The following is a 24,011-nucleotide window of genomic DNA, read 5'->3' as shown; positions in this document are numbered from 1 at the left end:
TTTCGAACGGGTCGGATCGGAACGCGAGAATAGGGGTGAGACCGTCGAGACGTTCACCGCGAGTAGGTCTCGAGTTCGATGATTCGCTCGTCCTCGAGTTCGAAGAAGTCGGCGAACTCGAACAGCGAGTCGTCCGCGTCGAGGACGCGACCGCGAGCCGCGACCGTTTCGTTTCCGTCGACGATGGCGACCAGTTCGTGAGTCGTGTTCGGGTTCGGGCGGTCCTCACGCATGAACCGGACGAACGACTCGCGGTCGGGAAACGACCGGTCGGGGCGACGCTGGACGAATCCGGGTGCGAGGAGATCCTCCAGGGCGTCGTACTCGTGGTCGTCGAGTGCGTCGTAGTAGCGCCGAACGAGCGTTCTCGAGTCCATGCTGGGGACGTTTCGTCGGGATCGTGAAAAGCATGCTACTCGATGAGCCGTATCCCTCGAGGTGGCAGTTCGGATTCGACCGACTCCGTCGACGCGCTCGGGGCGTTCAGACACCCTTCAGTTTTCCAACACAAACTAAATTCAGCAAACGCTTACACGGCCCGGCGGCGTTCGACGACCCATGGCAACGGCAGACGATTTCCACGCGGTCGCGTCGCTCGAGGACGTCGAAGAGGCCGGCCGGGAACTGACGAGCGTCGACGGAACGCCGATCGCGCTCTTCGCCCACGAGGGCGAGATCAGGGCCGTGAACAACCGCTGTCCGCACATGGGGTTCCCGCTGGTCGAGGGCACCGTCGACGACGGCATCCTCACCTGTCACTGGCATCACGCGCGGTTCGAACTCTCCTGTGGCGATACGTTCGACCCGTGGGCCGACGACGTGCCGACGTACCCCGTCGAGATCCGGGACGGCACCGTCTACGTGAACCCGAACCCGCCTCGGGAGTTGCCACCCGACGAGCACTGGGCCGACCGCCTCGAGAGCGGCCTCGAGGAGAACCTCCGGCTGGTCGTCGCGAAGTCGACGATCGGACTGCTCGACGCGGGCGTCGACTATCGCGACCCCGTCGAGACGGCGCTTTCGTTTGGCACCCGGTACAACGAATCCGGCTGGGGCTCCGGCCTGACGATCCTCGGTTGCATGGCGAACGTGATCGACGACCTCGAGCCCGAGGATCGAAAGCGGGCGCTGTACACCGGCGTGCGCCACGTCGCCGACGGCTGCGCGGGCGAGCCGGTGAACTTCGATCAGCCGTCGTTTTCGACCGATGAGGTCCCGTTCACTCGGTTGAAATCTTGGTTTCGCGACTGCGTCGAAGTACGGGACCGCGACGGCGCCGAACGCTGTCTTCGCACCGCCGTCGCGACGGGCCGCTCCGAGGCGGAACTCGCCGAACTCGTCTTTTCCGCGGCGACCGATCACCCCTACCTCTCGGACGGACACGTCCTCGACTTCGCGAACACGGCCTTCGAGGCGCTCGAGCACGTCGACGGCTTCGACGAGACCGGTGATGTGAGCGGCCGAGGGAACGAGCCGATCGCTGGCGACGCCCTCGCCGCGGTCGTCGAACCGCTCAGGACCGCGGCGCGAAGCGACGAGCGCTCGGCGTGGCGCCAGCCGGTCGACCTGATCGCCCTGCTCGAGGACGTCTACGGCGGCGACGTCTCCGAGACGAGCGGGCTCGAGGAGCTAGTCGAAGAAGGGGCGGGGACGTCGTGGTCTCGCCCCGACGGATTCCGATCGACCCTGCTCGAGGACGACCCCGAAGCCATCGTCGATGCGCTCGCGGATGCGGTTGGTGAGGGAGCGACGAGCGAGGAACTCGCGGCCGAGGTGGCCCACGCCGCCGCGACGCGGGTCGCCCAGTTCGGGACCGCCAACGAGTTCAGCGACTGGAACACCGTCCACCACACGTTCACCTACGCCAACGCAGTCCACGTGGCGACGCGACGGACCGACGCCATCGAACTCTACCGGGGCGTCTTCGACGCCGCACTCTCGGTGTATCTCGATCGGTTTCTCAACACGCCGCCCGCGCCGATTCCCGACCCCGGCGACGAGGACAGCGGGCGCGATCCGGAGGCCATTCTCGAGGCCCTACTCGAGACGTTCGACGTCGACGGCGAGGTGAACGAGGCCGGCCGACTCGTCGCCGAGTTCTTCGACTGTGGCGGCGAACCGGAGGCGCTGAAACGGACGCTGGGGCACGGATTGCTTCGCGAGGACGCCGGCTTCCACACGCTCCAGAACCTCGAGGCGGCGTTCCGACAGTTCGACCTCGCCGACGCGAGTGCAGACGACGCAGCGGGCGACCTCGAGCGCCGTCGTCGCGTGGCGCTGATCGCGAGCGCCCGCTACATGGCGGCGCACTTCCCGACTCGCCGCGAGGCCGAGCAGACGTTCACGATCGCCGCGCGACTCAACCGCGGCGAGGCGATTCACGAGGGGTGAACGGAAAGACGTGAATCGTCAGCCGTCGGCAATTCACGGGGGAACCGACCGACACTGCGAGGTGCGACCGGTGCCATTTTCCTGACACAGGTTGTACGCCTGTCACATGCGACTCGCTCTCGGGTTCGGTCTCCTTCCGCCGGCGACCCTGGCGTACCTCGTCGCGATCGGATACGACCCCGCGTTCGCGACGTCGACCGCGAGTGCGTTCGTCGTCTCGACGGGCGGATTCGCCCTCGCCGCCGCGCTCGCGGTCCGTGCCGGCGTCCGGATCGCCGTGGCGCTCTCGCTCGCCGTGTTCGCGCTCGTCCCCTGGCTCGGCGACCTCGGGCTCGGCCCACACTTCGTCTCGTTCGCCGCGGTCGTCGACGCGCTCCTGTTCGCGGCCGTCGGCGGCGTCGTGCTAATCGCACTCGAGCACGCGATTCGAAACCGGCGGCGGCTGACCGAATCGGTTCCGAGAGCGGCGCTCCTCGCGAGCCTCGCGGTCGGGCTCGGTCACCTCTTCGCGGTGGTCCTCGTCGCCGAAGCCGCCGGCGACGCCGTCCTGAGCATCGCGACCGAACTGCCCGAGGGCCAGCCGGTCGAGTACGGTATGCTCGTGCTCGTGGTCGTCGGACTCGTCGCGCTCGGTTCGATTCCGACGCTACTGTTCGCCCGCTTGCGGCTGCGCTTGCCGGCGCTGGTCGTCGCGCTCTGCTTCGCGCTCGCGACCGCCCGGACGTGGTACTACGTACAGGAGACCACGTTCCTGGGTGCCTCCCCGTCGCCGATGATCGTCTACGCGGTGTTCTGGTTCGTCCCCTTCGGGCTCGCGCTCGTCGTCGGGGGTCTCGAGTTCCTGCGGATGCGGCGGCGATCGAAGCGTGCCACGGCGCCGAACTGACCGGTGAGTACCGACCCGTTTTTCTCGCCGGCGATCCTCTCTCGACCGTGGAGTGTCACGTCTACTACGAGGGCGACGACGACCCCGACAAGTGCACCGCCCGCCGCCTCGAGCAGTTCGACGAGGCGATCCTCTATCGGCGGATGGACCAGGTGCCGTACGGAATCGTCCTCAACCCGCACGCGGAGCAAGCCCTCTCGCCGGCCGATCTCGAGGACGGACTCGGTACGCTCGTCGCGCTCGATTGCTCCTGGGAGTCCGCGGAGGCGGCCTCGTTTCGGATGAACGGCGTCCACCGCGCCCTTCCGTTCCTCGTCGCCGCGAACCCGGTCAACTACGGTCGTCCGTTTCAGTTGACCACCGTCGAGGCGCTCGCCGGCGCGCTCTCCATCCTCGGCGAACCCGACCGCGCCGCCGAAATCCTCGAGCCGTTCCGGTGGGGCGAGACCTTCCTGACGCTCAACGAGGAGCCGCTTCGCCGGTACCGCGAGTGTGGGGACTCGAGTGATGTCGTCGCCGTTCAGGACGATTATCTCGCCGACGACGGGGACGACCACGACGAGGGGAGCGAACGGGACGATCACAGCGGTTAAATGGACGTCGGCCCAACGGCCCGATATGGCCAGCTTCGACGCCGCAGAGAAACGGACGCTCGAGAAGATGATCTGTATGCGCTGTAACGCACGCAACCCGAAAGACGCCGACAACTGCCGCAAGTGCGGCTACGGGAACCTCCGCCCGAAGGCGAAGGAAGCTCGAGCGGCGTAATCGGTCGCCTGCGGCCCGGTTTCTTCCGCGTATTCGAGGTCGATAGCAACCGGTCACGAAGTGACCGAGCTACTCACCGAAATCGGTCGGCGTGACGAGCTGATGTGTCTTTCGCCGTTCAGGTGATCGGTCTCGACACAGTGGTCGTCGATATGATGAGTGACGACTTGTTCGGCGCCTGTTCGCCGGAATACTTCGGCTCGCCCTACTCGTCGGGATACTTCGGTTCGCGTTTCTCCGCGCGCTCGAGAGCCGTCTCCACGACGTCGCGGACGTCGCCCTCGAAGGCGTCGCCGTGGCCGGCGTACATATTGGTGACGCCGTCAGGCATCCGTGCTAACAGCTCCTCGATGCTCTCGATGAGCCGTTCTCGAGATTGGCCGGCCATGTCGGTCCGACCGAAGCTCCCGTAGTCGAACGCGCCGTCGTCGTGGACGACGACGTCGCCGGAAAACAGCGAGCGTTCGGAGACGAACGAGACGTGATCGTCGGCGTGGCCCGGCGTGTAGACGACGTCGAACGTCTCGTCGCCGATCGTCACCTCGTCGCCGTCTGCGAGTTCGTGCGTCCGCGCCGGGTGGTCGGCGTAGGCGTAGACGTCGGGGTCGAACGCGTCGACGACCGTCTCTAGTTCGGAGACGTGATCGCCGTGTTGGTGCGTCAGGACGACCGCATCGACGTCAGCTGTGTGTGATCGGATCTCCTCGACGACGCCAGCCCACGCGCCAGCGTCGACGAGCGTCGTCTCCTCGCCGACCGCCAGGAACGCGTTGCAGGTGAACGTCTCCGCGCCGTCGGTGACGTGGTGGACTTCCATGGCCGAACGCTCGAGCGCCGGCGCTAAAACGGTGGCGTCCCCGCCTATCATCCGACCAGTTCGTTAGCGTTTATTCCACGATATCGGAGCCTACAGATATCACCGCGGAACTTTTCAACCAGTGGCCCGTACCATAACTCGTATGGGATTCGGGAGCTACGACGAATCCGAGCAACAGGACGTAGACGCTGATTTTGACGAAGATGACGGAGTCAAATCCGGAGAGAACAACCACGACGGAACGATCGAGTTCGAAAACGGCGCGTCCAGCGACGAGCTACTCGACCGGTTGAAAGAAATCAAAGACGACGAGGAGTGATCAAGCCAGGAACGCGGGCACTCGGCGTCGCCGAATCGTACCGGAGCGATCGGGATCGAAGCACGCTCGCCGGAGCGGTCGTCCGCGCCGACGGGATCGTCGACGGACTCGCCTACGAATCGTGTACCGTCGGCGGGACCGACGCGACCGACGCAGTCACGTCGCTCGTCGCCGACCTCGAGCGACCCGACGTCCAGTACGTTCTGGTCGGCGCCGTTGCCCCCGCCTGGTACAACGTTCTCGATCTCTCGAGCGTTCACCAGTCTACCGAGTGTCCCGTAATCGCCGTCACGTTCGAGGCGAGCGACGGCCTCGAGGACGGTCTCCGAGAGGCGTTCGACGGCGCGGCCCTCGAGGGCCGACTCGAGGCGTACCGACGACTCCCTGATCGGCGAGCGGTCTCGGTCGACGACGAAACCGTCTACGTCAGGGCCGTCGGCTGCGAGTTCGCGACGGCCCGAGACGTCGTCGAGGCGTTCACCCAATCCGGCGGCCGACCCGAACCGATCCGGGTCGCCCAGCTGGCCGCTCGAGCGGCCGACCGATACGCCTCGCCCTGAGACGTGACGGGCCGGCATACCCGTCGGACTGTGCCCTCTCGGTGTGTCGTTGGTCGGTGTCCGGTTCGGTCGATGTGGGGTAGGTGTCTGGTTCGGCGATGTGGGGTAGGTGTCTGGTTCGGCGATGTGGGGTAGGTGTCTGGTTCGGCGATGTGGGGTAGGTGTCTGGTTCGGCGATGTGGGGTAGATCGGTGCCCGGGTCGGTCGACGTCTGGTCCGGTGCTCGAGCGATCGACCAGCCGGCGGCGGTTCGCTCGAGTTCGATGATCGTGGACTCGGTGTGTACGAGGGGGGCTCGAGTGTGGATGAGGGGCTCGAATGTATACGGGGGCTCGGGCGGGTTCGAACTACGCCGAGACGTGCTCGCTTCGCTGCGCGCGACTCGTCTACTTCGAACCCGCCCTCACATACATTTCTGGAACTCACTATCGTTCGTTCCAGAAATGGGCTCGGGCGGGTTCGAACCACCTGAACTTCGCTCGCTATCGGTCGCTCGTTCCGTAGTTTGAACCGCCCTCGCATACATTTCTGTAACTCACTATCGTTCGTTTCAGAAATGGGCTCGGGCGGGTTCGAACCACCGACCTCGGCCTTGTAAAGGCCGCGTCATAACCAGCTAGACCACGAGCCCGTACCCGAACGGAAACGCCCCGTCCGAATAACCTTTACTTTCTCGTATCGCATGACCCGGCATGGCCGCCGAGCGCATCTGGAAGGGACTTCTCGCCGTCGCCGCGCTCGCGATCGTCGGATTCGTGCTCGTCCAGGCCGGGGTCGTCTCCGCCCCCTGGGCTCAGGATCGGGCGGTCGTCCACGTCCTTGACGACGACGGCGAGCCGAAAGCCACCGTCGACGTCGAGGTCGCCGACACCGTCGACGAACGGTACACCGGGCTGAGCGACCACGATTCCCTCGAGGACGGCGAGGGGATGTTGTTCGTCCACGCGACCGAGGGCGACCGGACGTACGTGATGCGCGAAATGGACTTCGACATCGATATCGTCTTCGTCGGTGCCGATCGCGAGATCACGGCGATCGAACACGCTCGCGCGCCCGAGGCCGACGAGGACGGCGAGGAGTTGCGCCACTCCGGGCGGGCGAAGTGGGTGCTCGAGGTGCCCCGGGGCTACACGAACGAGACGGGGATCGACGTCGGCGACCAAATCGTGATCGAAACCGGGTGACGAGCGCGGCGTCGACCGACGACGGCGGCGATATATTTCGATTCGTAGCAAACCCTTATTGGCGACGCTCCCGGAGCCGAACGTAATGAGCGGCGTCGACTGGGACGAAGACGACCCGTTCGAGGAGCAACGCGAACAGGTCGAAAGTCCCATGCGGCGGTTGATCTTCGAGTACGGCCGTCCCTACTGGTTCGCGGTGACCGTCGGGCTCGTCGGGAGCGTCCTCGCCCGCGCGCTGGATCTGCTGCCGGCGCTGTTGCTCGCGGTTGCGATCGACGCGATCTTCTACGACGCCGCGTTCGCCGAACAGGTGCCGCTCTCGGCGCTGCCGGCGGCGTGGCTGCCGACGACGCAGGACGGCCAGTTCTGGTTCGTCGTCACCGCGATCGCGGCCTCGTTCGCCTTTGGAGCGATCTTCCACTGGATCCGCAACTGGGGGTTCAACGCGTTCTCCCAGAGCGTTCAACACGACGTCCGAACCGCCACCTACGACAAGATGCAGCGACTCGACATGGAGTTCTTCGCGAACAAGCAGACCGGCGAGATGATGTCGGTCCTCTCAAACGACGTCAACCAGCTCGAGCGGTTTCTCAACGAGGGAATGAACTCCGCGACGCGGCTGATCGTGATGGTCGTCGGGATCACGTTCCTGCTGTTCTGGCTCGAACCCCAGTTGGCGCTGGTCTCGCTGGCACCCGTGCCGTTGATCGCGATGTTCACCTACCTCTTCGTCAAGAAAATCCAGCCGAAGTACGCCGCCGTCCGCTCGTCGGTCGGGAAGGTAAACTCGCGACTCGAGAACAATCTGGGTGGGATCAACGTCATCAAGTCCTCGAACACCGAGGGGTTCGAGTCGGGCCGCGTCGAGGACGTCTCCCGAAAGTACTACGACACGAACTGGGAGGCCATCTGGCTGCGGATCAAGTTCTTCCCCGGGTTGCAACTGATCTCGGGGATCGGCTTCGTCCTCACGTTCCTCGTCGGCGGTTACTGGGTGTTCACGGGGAGCGGCCCAGGACCGATCACGGGCGAACTCGCCATCGGGACGTTCGTCGTCTTCATCATGTACACCCAGCAACTCGTCTGGCCCATGGCCCAGTTCGGTCAGGTTATCAACATGTACCAGCGCGCGGAAGCCTCGAGCGAGCGCATCTTCGGGCTGATGGACGAGACCGGCCGGATCGAACGCGACGAGGACGCCGACGACCTCGAGATCGGCGAGGGCCGTGTCGAGTACGATCACGTGAGTTTCAGCTACGACGACGAAGCGAGCGCGAGGGACGAGCCTACCGACGGAACCGAGGTGAGCCCCCGTGACGAGAAACCGATTGACGACGACGGAGCGTCGACGGCGTGGGGTCGGGACGAGCCCCATCCGACCGATCGGATCATCGACGACGTCTCTTTCGAGGTCGACGGCGGCGACACCGTCGCGCTGGTCGGGCCGACCGGTGCCGGCAAGTCGACGATCCTCAAACTTCTGCTCCGGCTCTACGACGTCGACGATGGGGGGATTCGGATCGACGGCCATGACGTTCGTGACGTCTCGCTGTCGAGTCTGCGACGGTCGATGGGCTACGTCGGCCAGGAGTCGTACCTCTTCTACGGCACCGTCGAGGAGAACATCACCTACGGGACGTTCGATGCTGATCGCGAGGCGATCGTCGAGGCGGCGAAAGCCGCCGAGGCCCACGAGTTCATCCAGAACCTGCCGGAGGGATACGATACCATGGTCGGCGAACGTGGTGTCAAGCTTTCGGGTGGCCAGCGCCAGCGAGTCGCTATCGCCCGCGCGGTGCTCAAGGATCCGGACGTCCTCGTTTTGGACGAGGCGACCAGCGACGTCGACACGGAAACCGAGATGCTCATTCAGCGATCGATCGACCACCTGACCGAGGAACGGACGACGTTCGCCATCGCCCACCGACTCTCGACGATCAAAGACGCCGACCAGATCCTGGTACTCGAGGACGGCTCCATCGTCGAACGCGGCACCCACGGACAACTGCTCGAGAACGGCGGGCTCTACTCGCATCTCTGGGGCGTCCAGGCGGGCGAGATCGACGAACTCCCACAGGAGTTTATCGAACGCGCACAGCGCCGGCAGGCTCGGACCGAACTCGACGCCGACGTCGACGACTGAACGCCGTTGCGGGTTCGATCGCGCCTGCGGTGTCGTAACCGACCGACCGTAACGAGTTACGCATCCACACTGTGGGGGCAGAGCCGGCACAGTATGTCGACTCTGTCCGAGCACTCGTAAACGGGCGGGATCGCCCTTCGGCGGCGACTATCGCCCGATGTCTGGTCACAAGGGGGACAGCACACGGGGAGTCGTTCACGTCGTTTCGTCCCAATCGTTTGTACGTGCGTGTCGGATACTTGTGTGTTAGTTTCACGTCACGTCGTATCGTACGATCTCGTGGATTTCCGTGCGGTATCGCCGGGGCGGAACCGAGGTGTGGAGCCGATATCGCTCGAGAAATCCACGGGAGCGTGTCCACGATGGTATCTACAGAAATGGAATCCGAGATGGAGGAGTATATGGGAATGGTTCCGAGCTGGATCGAGGCGCTACCGGAGCCGTCCGCCGATCACAGCTGGGCGATCGTTCGCGACCTGCAGTTCGGTGAGACCGAACTTACCGGCCGCGAGAAGGCACTGGTCGGCCTCGGCGCGGCGGCGGCGATCCAGTGTCCGTACTGCGTTCACTTCCACACCGAGGAGGCCAAACTCGAGGAGGTAACCGAAGAGGAGTTATCCGAAGCGATCGGCGTCTCGAGTGACGTTCGGTACTTCTCGACGGTTCTCCACGGAGCGGAGGTCGACTACGACGAGTTCGTCGACGAGACGGCGAAGATCGTCGACCACGTCGAAGATCAGCAGGCCGCGGCGGCGAGCGACGACTGATCGGTCGGCGATCCGGTCACCGATTTTCTGTCTATCCAGCGCTGGTCTCGTCTGCACTGGTGCACTCCGAGCCACTGGTAAACTCCGGGTTCTTCGGGATCAACTCGAATGGACTTTCGAAAGCAAACCAGGAAGTCGGTGGGACTCGAAGTTCGTTAAGGACAAACCGCTTCAAGGAGGATCCCCTACGATCGTACGAGGTGACCACATCGTGAAATCTACCCTGTCTATCTCGGGGATGTCGTGTGCGACGTGTTCCGGGACCGTCGAGGACGTCGTCTCCGACCTCGAGGGGGTCGAGTCCGTCGACGTCAACTTCGCGACGGACGAGGGAACCGTCGAGTACGACCCCGAGGCCGTCTCGCTCGCCGAGATTTACGCGGCGATCGAGAGCGCGGGCTACGAACCCGACCGGTCGACGGCGACGGTCGAAATCGCGGGGATGTCGTGTGCGACGTGTTCCGGGACCGTCGAGGAGGCCCTCGAGGGGGTCCACGGCGTCGTCTCGGCGTCGGCCAACTACGCGACCGACGAGGCAACCGTTGCGTTCAATCCCGACGACGTGTCGCTCCCGACGATCTACGACGCGATCGAGAAAGCGGGGTACGAGCCCGACCGCGCCGTCGACGAGGAGGGCAAAGCGCTGACCGAAGAACGCGAGAGCGCCGTCGAGCGGGAACTCCGGACGAAACGCACGTGGACGATCGTCGGCGGTCTCCTGGCGTCGCCGTTCGTCCTCGTCATGGCCCAGATGGGGGCCGAGTGGCTGTACGACGTCGCGTTCCTCCCCGGTTGGTTCGACTGGGTCGAGTTCGTCTTCGCGACGGCGCTGATGGGGACGCTCGGCTGGCACTTTATCAGCGGCGCGTACACCGCGCTCGCGAACAATCGGCAGGCGAACATGGACACGCTGGTCGCCGTCGGTACCAGCGCCGGCTACCTATACAGTACGGCCGTCCTGTTCGGCGTCGTCACCGGCGGGCTCTACTTCGAGGCCGTCGCGTTCATCCTCTGGTTTATCTACCTCGGCGTCTGGCTCGAGGCCCGATCCAAGGCTCGTGCGAGCGCCGCGCTCCGGGAACTGCTCGAAATGCAGGCCGACGAGGCCACGATACTCGAAGACGGCGAGGAGGTCGTCGTCCCGCTCGAGGCGGTCGAACCCGGCGACGTGATGAAAGTCAGGCCGGGCGAGCAGATCCCGACCGACGGCGTCGTCGTCGACGGCGAGAGCGCGGTCGACGAGTCGATGGTAACCGGCGAGTCGGTGCCCGTCGAGAAGCGCGAAGATGACGAGGTCGTCGGCTCGACGATCAACGAGAACGGCGTGCTCCTCGTCGAGGCGACCAACGTCGGCGAGGAGACGGCGATCCAGCAGATCGTCGAGCGGGTCAAGGAGGCCCAGGCGCGCCAGCCCGACGTCCAGCGGCTGGTCGACCAGGTCAGCGCCTACTTCGTCCCCGCGGTGATCGTCAACGCCGTTCTCTGGTCGATCCTGTGGGCGGCGTTCCCGACCGAACTGTACACCGTCTCCTCGACGCTCGGCTCGTGGATCCCCCTGCTCGAGCCCGTCGGTGGCGGCCCCGAGGTCGCGGTCCCGGCCACCGACGTCGGCATTCCGGTCCTCGAGTTCTCCGTCGTCGTTCTCGCCTCGGCAATCTTGATCGCTTGTCCCTGTGCGCTCGGGCTCGCGACGCCGATGGCTACCATGGTCGGCTCGACGATCAGCGCGAAAAACGGCGTCCTCTACAAGGGCGCGGACGTCCTCGAGAAGGCCCGCGGCATCGACGTCGTCGTCTTCGACAAGACGGGGACGCTCACTCACGGCGATATGCGCCTGACCGACGTCGTTCCCGTCGACGCCGCCGTCGAGACTGACGGCGGGAGCGACGCGGAGACGAACGGCGGCCCCGTCACGGACGGCGGGCCGACCTCCGCGCCGGACGGCGGCGTCCTCGAGTCGCCCGTGGATTCGGGTGCGGATCTCGAGGCCGACGAACGAACGCTCCTCTCGGTCGCCGCGAGCGCCGAGTCCGGCTCCGAGCACCCGCTCGCCCGGGCGATCGTCGAGGGCGCCGAGGAACGCGGCTTCGACCTGGAGGCGCCGACGGCGTTCGAGAACGTCCCCGGCCACGGGATTCGTGCGACGATTCCGCGCGGAGAAGTGCTGGTGGGCAACCGTAGACTGATGCGTGAACACGGCGTTGATCCCTCGCCCGTCGAGGCGACGATGGAACGCCTCGAGCGCGAGGGGAAGACGGCGATGTTGGTCGCACTCGAGAGCGGCGACGAAGACGGCGACTACGAGTTGCTCGGTGTCGTCGCCAACGCGGATACGGTTCGTGAGAGCGCGAAAGAGACGATCGACGAGTTGCACGTCCGCGGACTCGAGGTGATGATGCTCACCGGGGACAACGAACGAACCGGCCGTGCGGTCGGCGAGCAACTCGGAATCGACCCGGGGAACGTCCACGCCGAGGTGCTGCCGGAGGACAAAGCCAACGAAATCGACGAAATTCAGCGTGACGGACGCCGCGCGATCATGGTCGGTGACGGCGTCAACGACGCGCCAGCGCTGACGTCGGCCCACGTCGGCGTCGCGATCGGCTCCGGAACGGACGTCGCCATCGAGAGCGCCGACGTGACGCTGATGCGCGACGATCCCGCGGACGTGTTGAAGGCGATGCGGATCGCCGATGCCACGATCTCGAAGGTCCGTCAGAACCTCTTCTGGGCATTCGCCTACAACGCGACCTTGCTCCCGATCGCCTCAATCGGCCTTCTCAACCCCGCACTCGCCGGGATCGCGATGGCCGCCTCGAGCGTCTCGGTCGTCTCGAACAGCCTGGCGTTCGTGGGGTGGGACCCCCACGAGGACTACGTCTTCGCGCCGTTCCGGCCGTTCGTCTGGGTGCGCGATCGGATCGTCGGTTAATCGCTCTCGCCGTCGATCTTGTCCGACTGTTCCCGGTGATCTCTGGATTCTGCTTCCGACTGTAGCTCCTCGACCTGGTGCTCGAGTTCGTCGATCCGTCGCTCGTCCGCGGCGGCGGCATTCGACCGCCGCTGAAGGAGATAGGCGACCCCGACGACGATCGCGACGGGAATCAGGAAGATGAACAGGATGACGAGCAGTTCTGGGCCGCCCAGGACCTGTAACGGCGTCGTCATACGACGACCGTCATCGTCCTATCGTATAATGGTGACCGCTCCAGCCTGCCGGCTTCGTCACGACCTCGACGGCCGATTCTCACCCGGACCGGCTCCGCAGTTGCCCTCACTGGAACCGTTCGTCCAACACGACCGGAATCCCGCGACTCGCCACGTCGCCGGCGAACGCCTTCGAGTCGGCCTCGAGGTTCGGGAACGTGTTGTAGTGGATCGGAACCACGAGGTCGGGTTCGAGGTCCTCGGCGAGGTCGGCCGCGCCGTGGCGATCCATCGTGTAGTTCTGTGAGATCGATGGCAGAAAGAGCGAGACGTCGAGGTCGGCGTGTTCCTCTACGACGTCGGAGTCGCCCGTCCAGAAGCAGGGGACGTCGTCGACGGTCAGGACGAACCCACAGCCCAGTCCCTTGGGGTGGAGCGGTTCGCCGTCTGTGGCGTTCGGTCCGTCGGGGTGGTTGTACGCCGGCACCGCTCGCACGCCCACGCCGTCGACCGTCAGTTCGTCGCCGTAGCCGATCCGACGAACGTCGTACGGAAGGGATTCGGGTTCGACGACGTCTCGCCCGCCGTCGACGACGCTCTCTGCCGAGACCTCTTCGTAGACGACGACTGTCGCGTCCTCGCTTGCGACCCGTTCGACTCCGTCGCTGTCGTAGTGGTGATCGTGGGTGACGACCACGAGGTCACCGTCGCGGGCGTCGTAGGCGTCGCCGCTCGGGTGTGGGGCATCGCCGTACTGCTCCGCCCAGGTTCCATCGAGCGTGCCGTACCGGCCGGGATCGGTGTAGACGACGGTTCCGTCGTCCGCTTCGATGCGTGCCGTCGCGTAGCCGAGCCAGGAGATCTCGAGGCCGTCGTGGGTCACTGTCATACCCGGACCAACGTCGTTCGATCAATAAAGTGCCAGGGTTGACGGATCTTCGTCGAGCCATCCGGTTTACTGTACGTCAGTTCCGGCGCAACCGCCGCTCGGATCGCGGTTGGGCCAGTAAATCGTTGCAGGAATCCGTATCAGACCACTCCGCGCTGGCCGAACCGGTGTGTCGACGAAAAGACCCGATACGACCGCCAGTGCCCGGTGACACGGCAGTCCAACAGTGTCGGTGAATTATGATTGTGCGTCACAGACTAGCACGTGACGATGCACAGCCGACTCCGGCGACCGACAGGAGGCCCACACAACCACTCGGACGAGGAACCCGAAATGGGGTGCCAGCGATCCTCTCGCGGTAATCCAAACGAACGATCGAGGTAACCCGAACGAATGACTGACTCGTCAGCCGATCACGACGTGTCTCGATCCCACGCCCCGTCGGAACGCGAGAGCCGTGATGTCGGGGAAAAACCGACGGACGAATACTGTTCGTGTTGTCGCGTTTGCGATTGCTACCGCGACGAACCCGAATCCGACGAGAAACCGGCCGGCACCCACGACGCTCCCGACGAAGGTGACCACGACTCACGCGAAGAGGGTGCTCCCGACCAGCACGCGCGAGACGACCACGGCGCACACGTCGACCACTCGGACCACGAGGAGCTGTTCAAACGACGCTTTTTCGTCTGTCTCGTCCTCTCGCTTCCGGTGTTGTACTACAGCCCGATGCTCCAGGAGTGGTTCGGGTACGCCGCGGTGACGTTCCCGGGAAGCCAGTTCGCCGGTCCGGTTCTTGGCGTCGTCGTCTTCGTTTACGGCGGCGTTCCGTTCCTCCAGATGGGTGCGGTCGAGGCTCGCAATCGAGAGCCCGGAATGATGTTGTTGATCTCGCTCGCCATCTCCGTTGCGTTCGTCTACAGCCTCGCAGCCGTCGTCTTCGGTATCGGCGAGCCGTTCTTCTGGGAACTCGTGACGCTGATCGTCATCTTCCTGCTGGGCCACTGGATCGAGATGCGCTCGGTCCGGCGGGCGTCGGGCGCGCTAGACGAACTCGCCGAACTGTTGCCCGCCACCGCGGAGCGAATCACGGACGGCGGACCCGAGGAGGTTCCGATCGACGACCTCGAGGAAGGAGACCTCGTGCTCGTCCGGCCCGGATCGAACGTCCCTGCCGATGGCGTCGTCGAGGGGGGCGAGTCGAACGTCGACGAGTCGATGATTACGGGCGAATCGAAGCCGGTTTCGAAGGAACCGGGCGACGGCGTCGTCGGCGGGACGACGGTTCGCGACGGGAGTTTGCGCGTCCGCGTCGCGGCGACGGGCGAGGAGACGACGCTCTCGGGGATCATGCGCCTCGTCGAGGATGCCCAGGAGAGTCGCTCGCGAACGCAGGTGCTCGCGGACCGCGCCGCCGGCTGGCTGTTCTACGCGGCCCTCGGTGTCGCGGCCGTCACCGCCGTGGCGTGGTCGGCCGCCGTCGGCTTCGGCTTGCCGGTCGTCGAGCGGGTCGTCACCGTCCTCGTCATCGCCTGCCCGCACGCGCTGGGACTCGCCGTCCCCCTCGTCGTCGCGATCAACACCTCGATGGCCGCCCGCAACGGGATGTTGATTCGCGACCGGATCGCGATGGAATCGGCGCGGAACCTCGACACCGTCGTCTTCGACAAGACGGGGACGCTCACGGAGGGCGAGCAGGGCGTCGTCGACGTCGCGACGATCGACGACTGGAGCGAAGACGACGTCCTGACGCTCGCGGCCGCCGTCGAGGGCGACTCCGAGCACGTCATCGCCCAGGCGATTCGCGACACCGCGACGGACCGAAACCTCCCGATCCCCGACGTTCGGGGGTTCGAAGCACTCGAGGGGCGGGGCGTCCGCGCGACGATCGAGCGAGAGGCGCCCCCGTCCGCTGTATCCAGTGCGGACGAGTCCGCGGGCGTCGACACACCGCCGTCCGACGCTGGGAACGACCGGGACGGCCACACCGTCTCGGTCGGCGGACCCAACTTGTTGCGCCACCTCGAGGTCGATCCCGACCCGGCGCTCGAGCGCTTCGCGTCCGAGGCTGGCGATCGGGGCGATGGCGTCGTCTACGTGCTTCGGGACGAGACGGCCGTCGGTGCGATCGCGCTTGCGGACGTAATCCGCGAGGAGAGTTTCGAGGCGATCGACGCGCTCCACGGGATGGGCGTCGACGTGGCGATGCTCACCGGCGACGACGCCGACGTGGCTCATGCCGTCGCGGACGAACTCGAGATCGATACCGTCTTCGCCGAGGTGCTCCCGGAGGACAAAGACGAGAAGATCCTCGAGTTGCAAGAGCGCGGCCACCTCGTCGGCATGGTCGGCGACGGCGTCAACGACGCGCCTGCGCTCACGCGAGCCGACGTGGGGATCGCGATCGGCTCGGGAACGGACGTCGCCGTCGAGTCGGCGGACGTGGTGCTCGTGGAGAACGACCCTCGAGACGTCGCTCGGCTCGTCCGACTGAGCGCGAAGAGCTACCGAAAGATGGCCGAGAACATCGCCTGGGCGGCCGGCTACAACGTCTTCGCCCTGCCGCTGGCGGCCGGCATCCTCGCACCGATCGGCATTCTGCTCTCGCCGGCCGTCGGCGCGGTGCTCATGTCCGCGAGCACCGTGATCGTGGCGGTAAACGCACAACTATTGCGCCGGGCGGAGCTCTCGACGTGAGGCGAACTCGAGAACGGGAACTCACCTGTCTCACCGAAACCTCCGAAACCGTGAGGGGGGCGTCGCTTCGACTCGCTCATCCGAAACGAGTGCCGCGCACGAACGAGCTCTGTACCGAGCGCTCCCCCGGATGAAAAGACAGTTCCCTGCCGGCCACGAACGGGCGATAAATGCGAATCGCCGTTCCCAACAAGGGCCGCCTGCACGAGCCGACGATCGACCTCTTAGAGCGGGCGGGGCTCCATCTCGAGAACGGTGCCGACCGCAAGCTGTACGCCGACACCGTCGATTCGGACGTCTCCGTGCTGTTCGCCCGTGCGGCCGACATCCCCGAGTACGTCGCCGACGGCGCGGCCGATCTGGGCATCACGGGGTTCGACCAGGTGAAAGAAGCCCGCGTCGACGACGTCGAGGAGTTGCTGGACCTCGAGTTCGGCCGCTGTCGACTCGTCCTCGCCGCACCCGAGGACGGCGACATCGAGGCCATCTCGGATCTAGCGGGCAAGACGATCGCGACGGAGTTTCCCAATATCACGCGCGATTTCTTCGCCGAGACGGCCATCGACCCCGACATCGTCGAGGTGTCTGGCGCGACGGAACTTACTCCCCACGTCGAGATGGCCGACGCCATCGTCGATATCACGAGCACGGGGACGACGCTAAAGATGAATCGTTTGGCCGTCGTCTGTGAGGTGCTCTCGAGTTCCGTCCGGCTGTTCGCTCGCGCGGACGTCGCCGACGACCCGAAAGTCCAGGAGGTCCGGACGGCGCTCTCTTCGGTCAAGCAGGCCGAAGGCAAGCGCTACCTGATGATGAACGTCCCCGAGGATCGACTCGAGGCGGTTCGTGACGTGATTCCGGGGATGGGTGGGCCGACGGTGATGGACATCGCGAACGGCGGGGGAGAGAAGGTCGCCGTCCACGTCGTCGTCGACGAACGCGACGTCTTCGAGACGATCACCGAGGTCAAAAAGGCCGGAGCGAGTGACATCTTGGTGACCGAGATCGAACGTCTGGTCGAGTGATAAGTTAAGTCGCCTTCCGTTGTTGGTCGGCCATGCGCGTACACTTCTCGAGTCGCGCCTTCGACTACCAGACGATTCGGGCGATGGCGTACACGACCTTCGGCGGCGCCGAACCGGGCGAAGTGCTCGCGACGGTCGAGCGAATCGACGAAGGCGATACCGATGCCTGGCACGCCCGGTGGCTCGAGACCGCCCGCCGGGTCGAACGGCTGGCCGACGACGCGGCCGAGGCCGGAAACGAACGAACCGCTCGCGGGGCGTACTTCAGAGCCCACACGTACTACCGGACCGCGGAATTCTTTCTCCCACCGGCCGATCCGCGCCGACTCTCGACTTACGACCGAAGCCGGGAGGCGTTTCGGGCCGGTCTCGCGTTGCTCGACAGCCCGACGACGACACTCGAGATTCCGTACGAGGGGACGACCCTTCCCGGCTACCTGCTTTTGCCACCAGACAGCGCGGGCGCCCGGGAGCCATATCCGACGGTCGTCTGTCTCGGCGGTTTCGATTCGCTCGCCGAGGAGCTGTATTTCCTCTGTGGGGTTCCGGAGGCACTGGCGCGAGGATACGCCGTGGTACTCTTCGAGGGTCCCGGCCAGGGCGCGCCGCTCAGATATCAGGGGCTGACCGCGAGACCGGACTGGGAGCGCGTCGTCGGGCCAGTCCTCGACCATCTGGGGGACGACGGCCGACTCGAGACCGAAGGCGTCGGGCTGATCGGGGTGAGTTTCGGCGGCTACTACGCGCCGCGAGCGGCGGCGTTCGAGGACCGCGTCGGCGCCTGCGTCGCGTTCGATCACATGCACGATCTCTGGCGGGCGGCCGCGTACGAGACGCCTCGACTTGCTCGACTCCTGTTGGTCGCACCTGACGCGCTCGTCAACGGACTCGCATCGGCCGGCGTACGGTTCAGCGTCGAATCGCGATGGTTGCTCGAGAACGGGAAGTGGGTGTTCGGCGTCGACTCGGCCGCCGCCTACCAGCGGACGCTTCGCCGGTACTCGCTCTCCGGCGTCGCCGAGGAGATCGACGCGCCGACGCTCGTGTTGGCCGGCGAGGACGACCACTTCGTCCCACTCGAGTTGGCGGGTGAGTTCATCGACAAACTGTCGTGTCCGACGACGATTCGGGTGTTCGAAACCGCCGAGGGTGCCGGCGAACACTGTCAGGTCGGGAATCTCTCGCTCGCGACGGGAGTTATCTACGACTGGCTGGACGACTCACCGGTCGCGGAACCCGTCTGAGCAATCGAGTGAGCGGGCGTACCGGCGTCCGTTGCGATCACTCCTCGAGCGGCGGCCAGTGCCAGGCGTCGGCCTCGACGACCCCGAGGAGCTTTCGTCGGCGCTCGGTCAACCCCTCGAGTGCCGCGTCGAACTCCTCGTCGGAGACCGTCGGGATTCCGTCCTCACGAAGCAACTCGAGGTTGGGATCGGGCGGCACCTCGTCTGCCGGCTCGATGAACGCCGTGTCGAGGGTGTCGAGGTAGCTCTGTGCGCTCGAGCGCGCGTCCTCGACGACGACGGAATTCGGTCCTTCCTCATCCGGAAGACCGTGACGGTAGATCGTCAACGCTTCGTCCAGAATGGGGACGGCGACCGCGGAGGCACGTTTCCCCTGTTCGCTGTGGTAGTAGTGCAAGATCGGATACGACTTGTGTTGATCAGCGAGCAAAGACAGTTGCGAGGAGAGCGACTCGAGGGACAGTTCGGGGCCGCCAGCGAACGACTCCCCGTCGCGGTCGGTCCAGCCGGTTCGAACGAACGTCTCGCCTCGGTCGCCGAGGCCGGTGACGTCGCTGGCGAACGAGCGTTTCTCCGAGACCGCACCGAGGACGGAGAGGACGTACGAGACGGCGAGCGTGACGAACGCCATCCCGGTCGCCGTCGTGAGCGCGCTGGCGATCTCCCAGCGTCCGGCCGTCGGGGTGTAGTCGCCGTTGCCGTTGGTGAACATCGTGTAGGCGACGTAGTAGAACCGACCTGTCCAGTCTGCGGGGTCGCCGGTGTGGGCGCTAACGAGTGCGACCGAGCCGCCGGCGAACAGCAGTGTCCAGCCGAGCCAGAGCAATCCGATCCACATCGCGAGCGTGAACACGAGGATGAGTGGGCCCGCGAGGCTGAGAACTCGCGAATTGTCGTCGCTGGCGAGACGAAGTCCGTTCCAGACGGCTGTCGTCAGACGGGACGAGAGCGGCCCAGATCCGCCGTCGACCCACAACGTCGTCCAGATCAGGTCCACCACGACCGCCACGAGGATCACGATACCGGTGACGAGAAACAGCGGTTGCATACCTCCATCCTACGTTCCGGAAATCCGTCAACGACATCCCGGCGAATCGAGAGTACGAACGTGATGTTGCCGGCCCAGTTACGGTGAGAGACGATCGGGCTGGCGTCGACACTCGAGTTCGCGTTCGACCCACCGGGTGGGCGGTTACTCGAGCAGGCCGAGATCCTCGAGGCGGGAGACGATCTTGTCGACGGCGTGTTCGGCGTCTTCGGGCTTTTTGCCGCCGGTAATGACGAGTTTCCCGGAGCCAAACAGCAGGGCGACGACTTCGGGTTCGTCGAGTCGGTAGACCAGTCCGGGGAACTGCTCGGGTTCGTACTCGATGTTCTCTAAGCCCAGTCCGATCGCGATCGCGTTCAGGTTGAGGTTACGCCCGAGGTCGGCGGAGGTGACGATGTTCTGGACGACGATCTCGGGGTCCTCGTTCACCTGAATCTGGAGTTCACGGAGCTTATCGAAGACGATACGCAGGCTCTCGTGAACGTCGTCGGTACTCTTCGCGCCGGTACAGACGATCTTCCCCGACCGGAAGATGAGTGCGGCGGATTTTGGGTTCTGGGTGCGGTACACGAGGCCGGGAAACTGCTCGGGGTCGTAGTCGGCCCCCTCGAGGTCCATCGCGACACTCTGGAGGTCGAGTTCCTGGCCGATGCCGGTCGACGCCACCACGTTTTCGATGTTGATGGTGTCCTTGGGATCCGTCATAAGTCGCTTAAAAAGACGTATTTAACCTTTATAAAGGTTGGTACCGCCACCTGATATATCCGGTTTATCGATTATCAACTGAACGGACGGCCGACTACTCCGGTGGTCTCGTCGCGTTATCCGTCTATTGTACAGTCACCGACGCCGTTGTCACTGAACTCATTGACCGCACAGACGTCGTCGTTGACGGCGACATCTGACTCAGCCCAGAGCCCCCACGCGTCGCTGTGACGGAGCGTGCAATCGGTGATTGTAAACCGACCGGTTCGAAGGTGAACGGACCCGTTGCTCTCGCGGCCGCCGTACTCGACGATGACGTGCTCGAGACGGTTGTCGTGGCTTTCTGAGCCCCAGACGTAGATGCCGCTCCACCAGCCAGGAATCTCCTCGGTGGCGGAAAAGACGATCTTCTCGTCTTCGGTTCCTCTCGCGATGAGCCCACTGCCGTCGCGAAGACGGAACTCTCCCCCTTCTTCGAACAGTACGGTCGAAGCCGGTTCGATCGTGAGGTCGACGTCGCGAACCTGCGTTCGGCCCCGGAGTCGGTACGGGACGTCGAGGGCGCTCCACGTCACGTCCTCGTGTTCGACGTCCGTCCCGTCGACGACGACGGCATCCTCTCCGTTACCCGTGTACGTGGAGTTGCTATCGAGATAGTGGGCCGTGTGTGCGTCTAACTTCACCGCGCCAGCGGCGTTTTCGGTGTACGTGTTCGCCTTCGATTCGGGTATCGTCGAATTCGGGTCGAGAAACAGCCCGTAGCGGTCGCTGTGGCGAAGCGTGGCGTTCGTAATCGGTAGTCGGCCGTGGCGGACGTGTACGTTACCATCGCTCTCACGGCCGCCGTACTCGACGACGACGTGATTCAGCGCATTGTTGCGAGCGTCGGAACCCCAGACGTAGATACCGTTCCACCAGCCGGGCGTCTTCTGCGTGCCGGTGAACACGATCTCGTCATCTTCGGTTCCGTCCGCGATGAGTCCGCCACCATCACGAACTCGGAACTCCCCACCCTCTTCGAACTCGAGGGTGGTTCCCGGTTCGATCGTAAGCGTCGCCTCGCGTACTGCCGTTCGATCTCGCAGTCGGTACGGGACGTCGAGTGAGTTCCACGTCACGTCTTCGCCTTCGACGTCCTCGCCGCCGACGGTGACCGCGTCGACGCCGTTGTCTGCGTACGTGGACGCGGCATCGAGCGAATGCACGCTGTTCGCACTCAGGCGTACGCCACCGGCTTCGTTGTCGCTGTACTGGTTGTTCTCGGATCCCTCGATCGACGACTCCTCGTCGACGTACAGTCCGTAGCCATCGCCGTGGGCGAGCGTGCTGTTGGTGATCGGGAGGCGAGAGCCACGGAGGTGTACGGTTCCGTCGCTCTCACGGCCACCGTACTCGACGACGACGTGCTCGAGTCGGTTGTCGTGGCTCTCGGATCCCCAGACGTAGATGCCGTTCCACCAGCCGGGCGTCTTCTGCGTGCCGGTGAACACGATCGGCTCGTCCGGAGTTCCTGTGGCGACGATCTGCCCGCCCTGGAGCCCACGCACGCGAAGCCCGGCCCCCTCCTCGAACTCGAGGATGGTCCCCGGCTCGATACTCACCGTCGCGTCGACCGTAAGCTGATCCGTTACGCGGTAGAGAACGTCGGAAGTGAGCGTTTCGTCCGTTTCGATACCGTCCGAAAGCTCCACGGTTTCGTCCGGCCGCTCGAGGTCGTCCTCCCAGTTCGAATCGGTTCCACCATCCGTCTCGTCGCCATCCTCGTGTTGGTCGTCTGGCACGGTCTCGTCCGTCCCGTCTCCGACACCACTGCCGCTATCGCTGTCCGACAGACAGCCGGCAATGGTCACGAGCGGGAGGGTTGCAACGAACGTCCGTCGATATCCCATAGTTTTCAGATATATTGTGGTGCAATATATTTAACTACATCTATGCCGGAGACAATACGTCGTGAAAAGCGGTGTCGACTCCCGACGCGATGTCTTCCCCAGCTTGATCCAATATTTGTCATCTTCCATCGCTTCGTTCGGTATGCCACCGTCGTCACTGGACGCTCGATCTGTCACGCGAAACGGTAGGCTGATAGCCATCCCGCGGCGACAGTTCGCTGTGTACCTCCTCGAACTCGGCGGCGAGGACGACGCGTTCGCGGCCTGCGAGGCGGCGAGTGGGGCGACCGGCGTCCGTCCGATCGCACCCGGTCTCGCCGTCGCGCGCGGCGTCGTTCCCGAACGCGTCCGCGGGTTGGCGTACACCCACCGGGCGAGTGAACTCGTCGGCCGAACCGACGCCGACCTCGAGAGTGCGGCCGCGTTGCTCGAGGCCGCATCGATCGACCGTGAGGGATCCGTCGCCGTGCGGGCGACGGACGTCCACGGCTCGAGCGGCGTCGACACCGCCCGCGCCGAGCGCGAGCTGGGCCGGGTGCTCGTCGATCGTGGCTTCTCGGTCGACCTCGAGGAGCCGGATCACCTCTTGCGTGCCGTTTTTTCGACAGGGGCGATCCCCGGCGCGGACGCGACGAGCGAGAATCGCGCCGACTCGAGTGTGGCCCGTGACAGCGACGCGTCCGAGGACGACGTCTCAGTTTGTTCGCTGGGCTGGCTCGTGGCCGAGAGCGTTCGCGACTTCGGGAGCCGCGCGCCGACGGACAAGCCCTTCTTCCAGCCGGGGAGCATGGATCCGCTTCTCGCGCGGGCCGTCGCGAACCTGGCGGGCGCGCGAGCCGGGAACACGATTCTGGACCCGATGTGTGGAACCGGGGGCGTACTCGTCGAGGCCGGCCTCGTCGGCGCCGACGTGATCGGCACCGACGCCCAGCGGAAGATGGTCGAGGGGAGCCGGGAGAATCTGACACACTTCCTCGAGGCGGACGCTCCCTCGCCGACGGGCGTCGACCGGGGTCGCTGGACCGTCGCACGCGGCGACGCGACCCGGCTCCCCCTCCCCGACGACGCGGTCGACGGCGTCGTCTTCGATGCACCCTACGGCCGCCAGTCGAAGATCGAACGCCACCGCCTCGAGGATCTGGTCTCCGGCGCGCTCGGTGAGGCTCGCCGGGTCGCCTCGCGAGCCGTCGTCGTCGCGGATCGGTCGTGGGCCGAGGCGGCTCGAGCCGCGGGCTGGAACGTCGAGTCGACGTTCGAACGGCGGGTCCACCGCTCGCTGACGCGGTACGTGATGGTGCTTTCGGACGACGCGCGGTGAGCCTCCTTCCGATCGCAGTTATCTGTTTCGACGAAACAGTCGTTACTATCGTAACAACTGAACCGATGTACACATCGGTCGCCGAGCTCACGGGTCACTGCGTTCCCCGTTCGCATTCCCGCGGTTCTCGCTCACTCCGTTCGCTCACGGGTCGTTCCTCCCCGTTCGCATTGACGCGGTTCTCGCTCATGGTTCGAAAATCGAAGATTTTCGT

21 protein-coding genes and 1 tRNA gene are annotated in these 24,011 nt (G+C 65.0%); 14 read left to right on the top strand and 8 right to left on the bottom strand.

Annotation, left to right across the window (positions count from 1 at the left end; all coding sequences use genetic code 11):
- Window positions 1–53: 53 nt before the first annotated feature.
- Window positions 54–377, bottom strand: coding sequence for a nuclear transport factor 2 family protein (locus AB7C87_RS21800; RefSeq protein WP_369731630.1), 324 nt, complete (start codon window positions 375–377; stop codon window positions 54–56).
- Between the two features lie 181 nt (window positions 378–558).
- On the opposite strand from AB7C87_RS21800, the gene AB7C87_RS21795 reads away from it, so the two are divergent.
- The 4 genes from AB7C87_RS21795 (at window position 559) to AB7C87_RS21780 (ending at window position 4,045) form a co-directional block, all read left to right on the top strand.
- On the top strand, window positions 559–2,391 hold the full coding sequence (locus tag AB7C87_RS21795; RefSeq protein ID WP_369731629.1) for a Rieske (2Fe-2S) protein: 1,833 nt from the start codon (window positions 559–561) through the stop codon (window positions 2,389–2,391).
- 106 nt (window positions 2,392–2,497) lie between these two features.
- Window positions 2,498–3,277 carry a hypothetical protein gene (locus AB7C87_RS21790; protein WP_369731628.1) on the top strand — a complete coding sequence of 260 codons (780 nt, stop codon included), beginning with the start codon at window positions 2,498–2,500 and terminating at the stop codon, window positions 3,275–3,277.
- 47 nt (window positions 3,278–3,324) lie between these two features.
- Window positions 3,325–3,870, top strand: coding sequence for a DUF367 family protein (locus AB7C87_RS21785; RefSeq protein ID WP_369731627.1), 546 nt, complete (start codon window positions 3,325–3,327; stop codon window positions 3,868–3,870).
- Between the two features lie 25 nt (window positions 3,871–3,895).
- On the top strand, window positions 3,896–4,045 hold the full coding sequence (locus tag AB7C87_RS21780) for a 50S ribosomal protein L40e (RefSeq protein WP_124194562.1): 150 nt from the start codon (window positions 3,896–3,898) through the stop codon (window positions 4,043–4,045).
- Window positions 4,046–4,250: 205 nt separating this feature from the next.
- Here AB7C87_RS21780 and AB7C87_RS21775 read toward each other — a convergent pair whose 3' ends face one another.
- Window positions 4,251–4,862 carry an MBL fold metallo-hydrolase gene (locus AB7C87_RS21775; protein WP_369731626.1) on the bottom strand — a complete coding sequence of 204 codons (612 nt, stop codon included), beginning with the start codon at window positions 4,860–4,862 and terminating at the stop codon, window positions 4,251–4,253.
- Window positions 4,863–5,004: 142 nt separating this feature from the next.
- On the opposite strand from AB7C87_RS21775, the gene AB7C87_RS21770 reads away from it, so the two are divergent.
- Both AB7C87_RS21770 and AB7C87_RS21765 read left to right on the top strand, forming a co-directional pair.
- Entirely contained in the window at window positions 5,005–5,181 is a 177-nt protein-coding gene (locus AB7C87_RS21770; protein ID WP_369731625.1) for a DUF5786 family protein, read from the top strand.
- Entirely contained in the window at window positions 5,181–5,741 is a 561-nt protein-coding gene (locus AB7C87_RS21765) for an endonuclease dU (protein ID WP_369731763.1), read from the top strand. Before AB7C87_RS21770 ends, AB7C87_RS21765 begins: the two co-directional genes overlap by 1 nt.
- A gap of 557 nt (window positions 5,742–6,298) precedes the next feature.
- Here the strand turns inward: AB7C87_RS21765 and AB7C87_RS21760 are convergent.
- Window positions 6,299–6,372 (bottom strand) — tRNA-Val (locus tag AB7C87_RS21760).
- Between the two features lie 61 nt (window positions 6,373–6,433).
- On the opposite strand from AB7C87_RS21760, the gene AB7C87_RS21755 reads away from it, so the two are divergent.
- The 4 genes from AB7C87_RS21755 to AB7C87_RS21740 all read left to right on the top strand — a co-directional run bounded on the left by AB7C87_RS21755 (window position 6,434) and on the right by AB7C87_RS21740 (window position 12,767).
- A complete protein-coding gene (locus AB7C87_RS21755; protein ID WP_369731624.1) occupies window positions 6,434–6,925 on the top strand; it encodes a DUF192 domain-containing protein in 492 nt (163 codons plus the stop codon).
- Between the two features lie 85 nt (window positions 6,926–7,010).
- Window positions 7,011–9,068 carry an ABC transporter ATP-binding protein gene (locus AB7C87_RS21750; RefSeq protein ID WP_369731623.1) on the top strand — a complete coding sequence of 686 codons (2,058 nt, stop codon included), beginning with the start codon at window positions 7,011–7,013 and terminating at the stop codon, window positions 9,066–9,068.
- Window positions 9,069–9,430: 362 nt separating this feature from the next.
- Window positions 9,431–9,835: a carboxymuconolactone decarboxylase family protein gene (locus tag AB7C87_RS21745; RefSeq protein WP_369731622.1), complete on the top strand. Its 405-nt coding sequence runs from the start codon at window positions 9,431–9,433 to the stop codon at window positions 9,833–9,835.
- A 211-nt stretch (window positions 9,836–10,046) separates the two neighbouring features.
- Window positions 10,047–12,767 (top strand): heavy metal translocating P-type ATPase, encoded by a 2,721-nt coding sequence (locus AB7C87_RS21740; RefSeq protein ID WP_369731621.1) that lies wholly within the window; start codon window positions 10,047–10,049, stop codon window positions 12,765–12,767.
- Here the strand turns inward: AB7C87_RS21740 and AB7C87_RS21735 are convergent.
- Together AB7C87_RS21735 and AB7C87_RS21730 are read right to left on the bottom strand one after the other, a co-directional pair.
- Window positions 12,764–13,003: a preprotein translocase subunit TatA gene (locus AB7C87_RS21735; RefSeq protein WP_369731620.1), complete on the bottom strand. Its 240-nt coding sequence runs from the start codon at window positions 13,001–13,003 to the stop codon at window positions 12,764–12,766. The genes AB7C87_RS21740 and AB7C87_RS21735 overlap by 4 nt on opposite strands.
- 106 nt (window positions 13,004–13,109) lie before the next feature.
- Window positions 13,110–13,871, bottom strand: coding sequence for an MBL fold metallo-hydrolase (locus AB7C87_RS21730; protein WP_369731619.1), 762 nt, complete (start codon window positions 13,869–13,871; stop codon window positions 13,110–13,112).
- A 393-nt stretch (window positions 13,872–14,264) separates the two neighbouring features.
- On the opposite strand from AB7C87_RS21730, the gene AB7C87_RS21725 reads away from it, so the two are divergent.
- The 3 genes from AB7C87_RS21725 to AB7C87_RS21715 all read left to right on the top strand — a co-directional run bounded on the left by AB7C87_RS21725 (window position 14,265) and on the right by AB7C87_RS21715 (window position 18,837).
- A complete protein-coding gene (locus tag AB7C87_RS21725) occupies window positions 14,265–16,568 on the top strand; it encodes a heavy metal translocating P-type ATPase (protein ID WP_369731618.1) in 2,304 nt (767 codons plus the stop codon).
- A gap of 170 nt (window positions 16,569–16,738) precedes the next feature.
- Window positions 16,739–17,593, top strand: a complete 855-nt coding sequence (gene hisG / locus AB7C87_RS21720; protein WP_369731617.1) for an ATP phosphoribosyltransferase — start codon at window positions 16,739–16,741, stop codon at window positions 17,591–17,593.
- Window positions 17,594–17,625: 32 nt separating this feature from the next.
- A complete protein-coding gene (locus tag AB7C87_RS21715; protein ID WP_369731616.1) occupies window positions 17,626–18,837 on the top strand; it encodes an alpha/beta hydrolase family protein in 1,212 nt (403 codons plus the stop codon).
- A 37-nt stretch (window positions 18,838–18,874) separates the two neighbouring features.
- On the opposite strand, the gene AB7C87_RS21710 is transcribed toward AB7C87_RS21715, so the two are convergent.
- From AB7C87_RS21710 to AB7C87_RS21700, 3 genes are all read right to left on the bottom strand, one after another.
- Window positions 18,875–19,885 carry an ion channel gene (locus AB7C87_RS21710; RefSeq protein WP_369731615.1) on the bottom strand — a complete coding sequence of 337 codons (1,011 nt, stop codon included), beginning with the start codon at window positions 19,883–19,885 and terminating at the stop codon, window positions 18,875–18,877.
- 144 nt (window positions 19,886–20,029) lie between these two features.
- The gene (locus AB7C87_RS21705) at window positions 20,030–20,590 is read right to left on the bottom strand and encodes a TATA-box-binding protein (RefSeq protein WP_006671604.1); all 561 of its coding nucleotides are present in this window, start codon (window positions 20,588–20,590) and stop codon (window positions 20,030–20,032) included.
- Window positions 20,591–20,706: 116 nt separating this feature from the next.
- Window positions 20,707–22,479: a beta-helix domain-containing protein gene (locus tag AB7C87_RS21700; protein WP_369731614.1), complete on the bottom strand. Its 1,773-nt coding sequence runs from the start codon at window positions 22,477–22,479 to the stop codon at window positions 20,707–20,709.
- Between the two features lie 220 nt (window positions 22,480–22,699).
- Here AB7C87_RS21700 and AB7C87_RS21695 point away from each other — a divergent pair, with 220 nt between their 5' ends.
- Entirely contained in the window at window positions 22,700–23,797 is a 1,098-nt protein-coding gene (locus tag AB7C87_RS21695; protein WP_369731613.1) for a methyltransferase domain-containing protein, read from the top strand.
- The last annotated feature ends 214 nt before the right edge of the window (window positions 23,798–24,011 follow it).

The sequence above is a fragment of the Natrarchaeobius versutus genome (assembly GCF_041205745.1).
Classification (GTDB): domain Archaea; phylum Halobacteriota; class Halobacteria; order Halobacteriales; family Natrialbaceae; genus Natrarchaeobius; species Natrarchaeobius versutus.
This window is presented reverse-complemented; position numbering and strand designations above follow the sequence as displayed.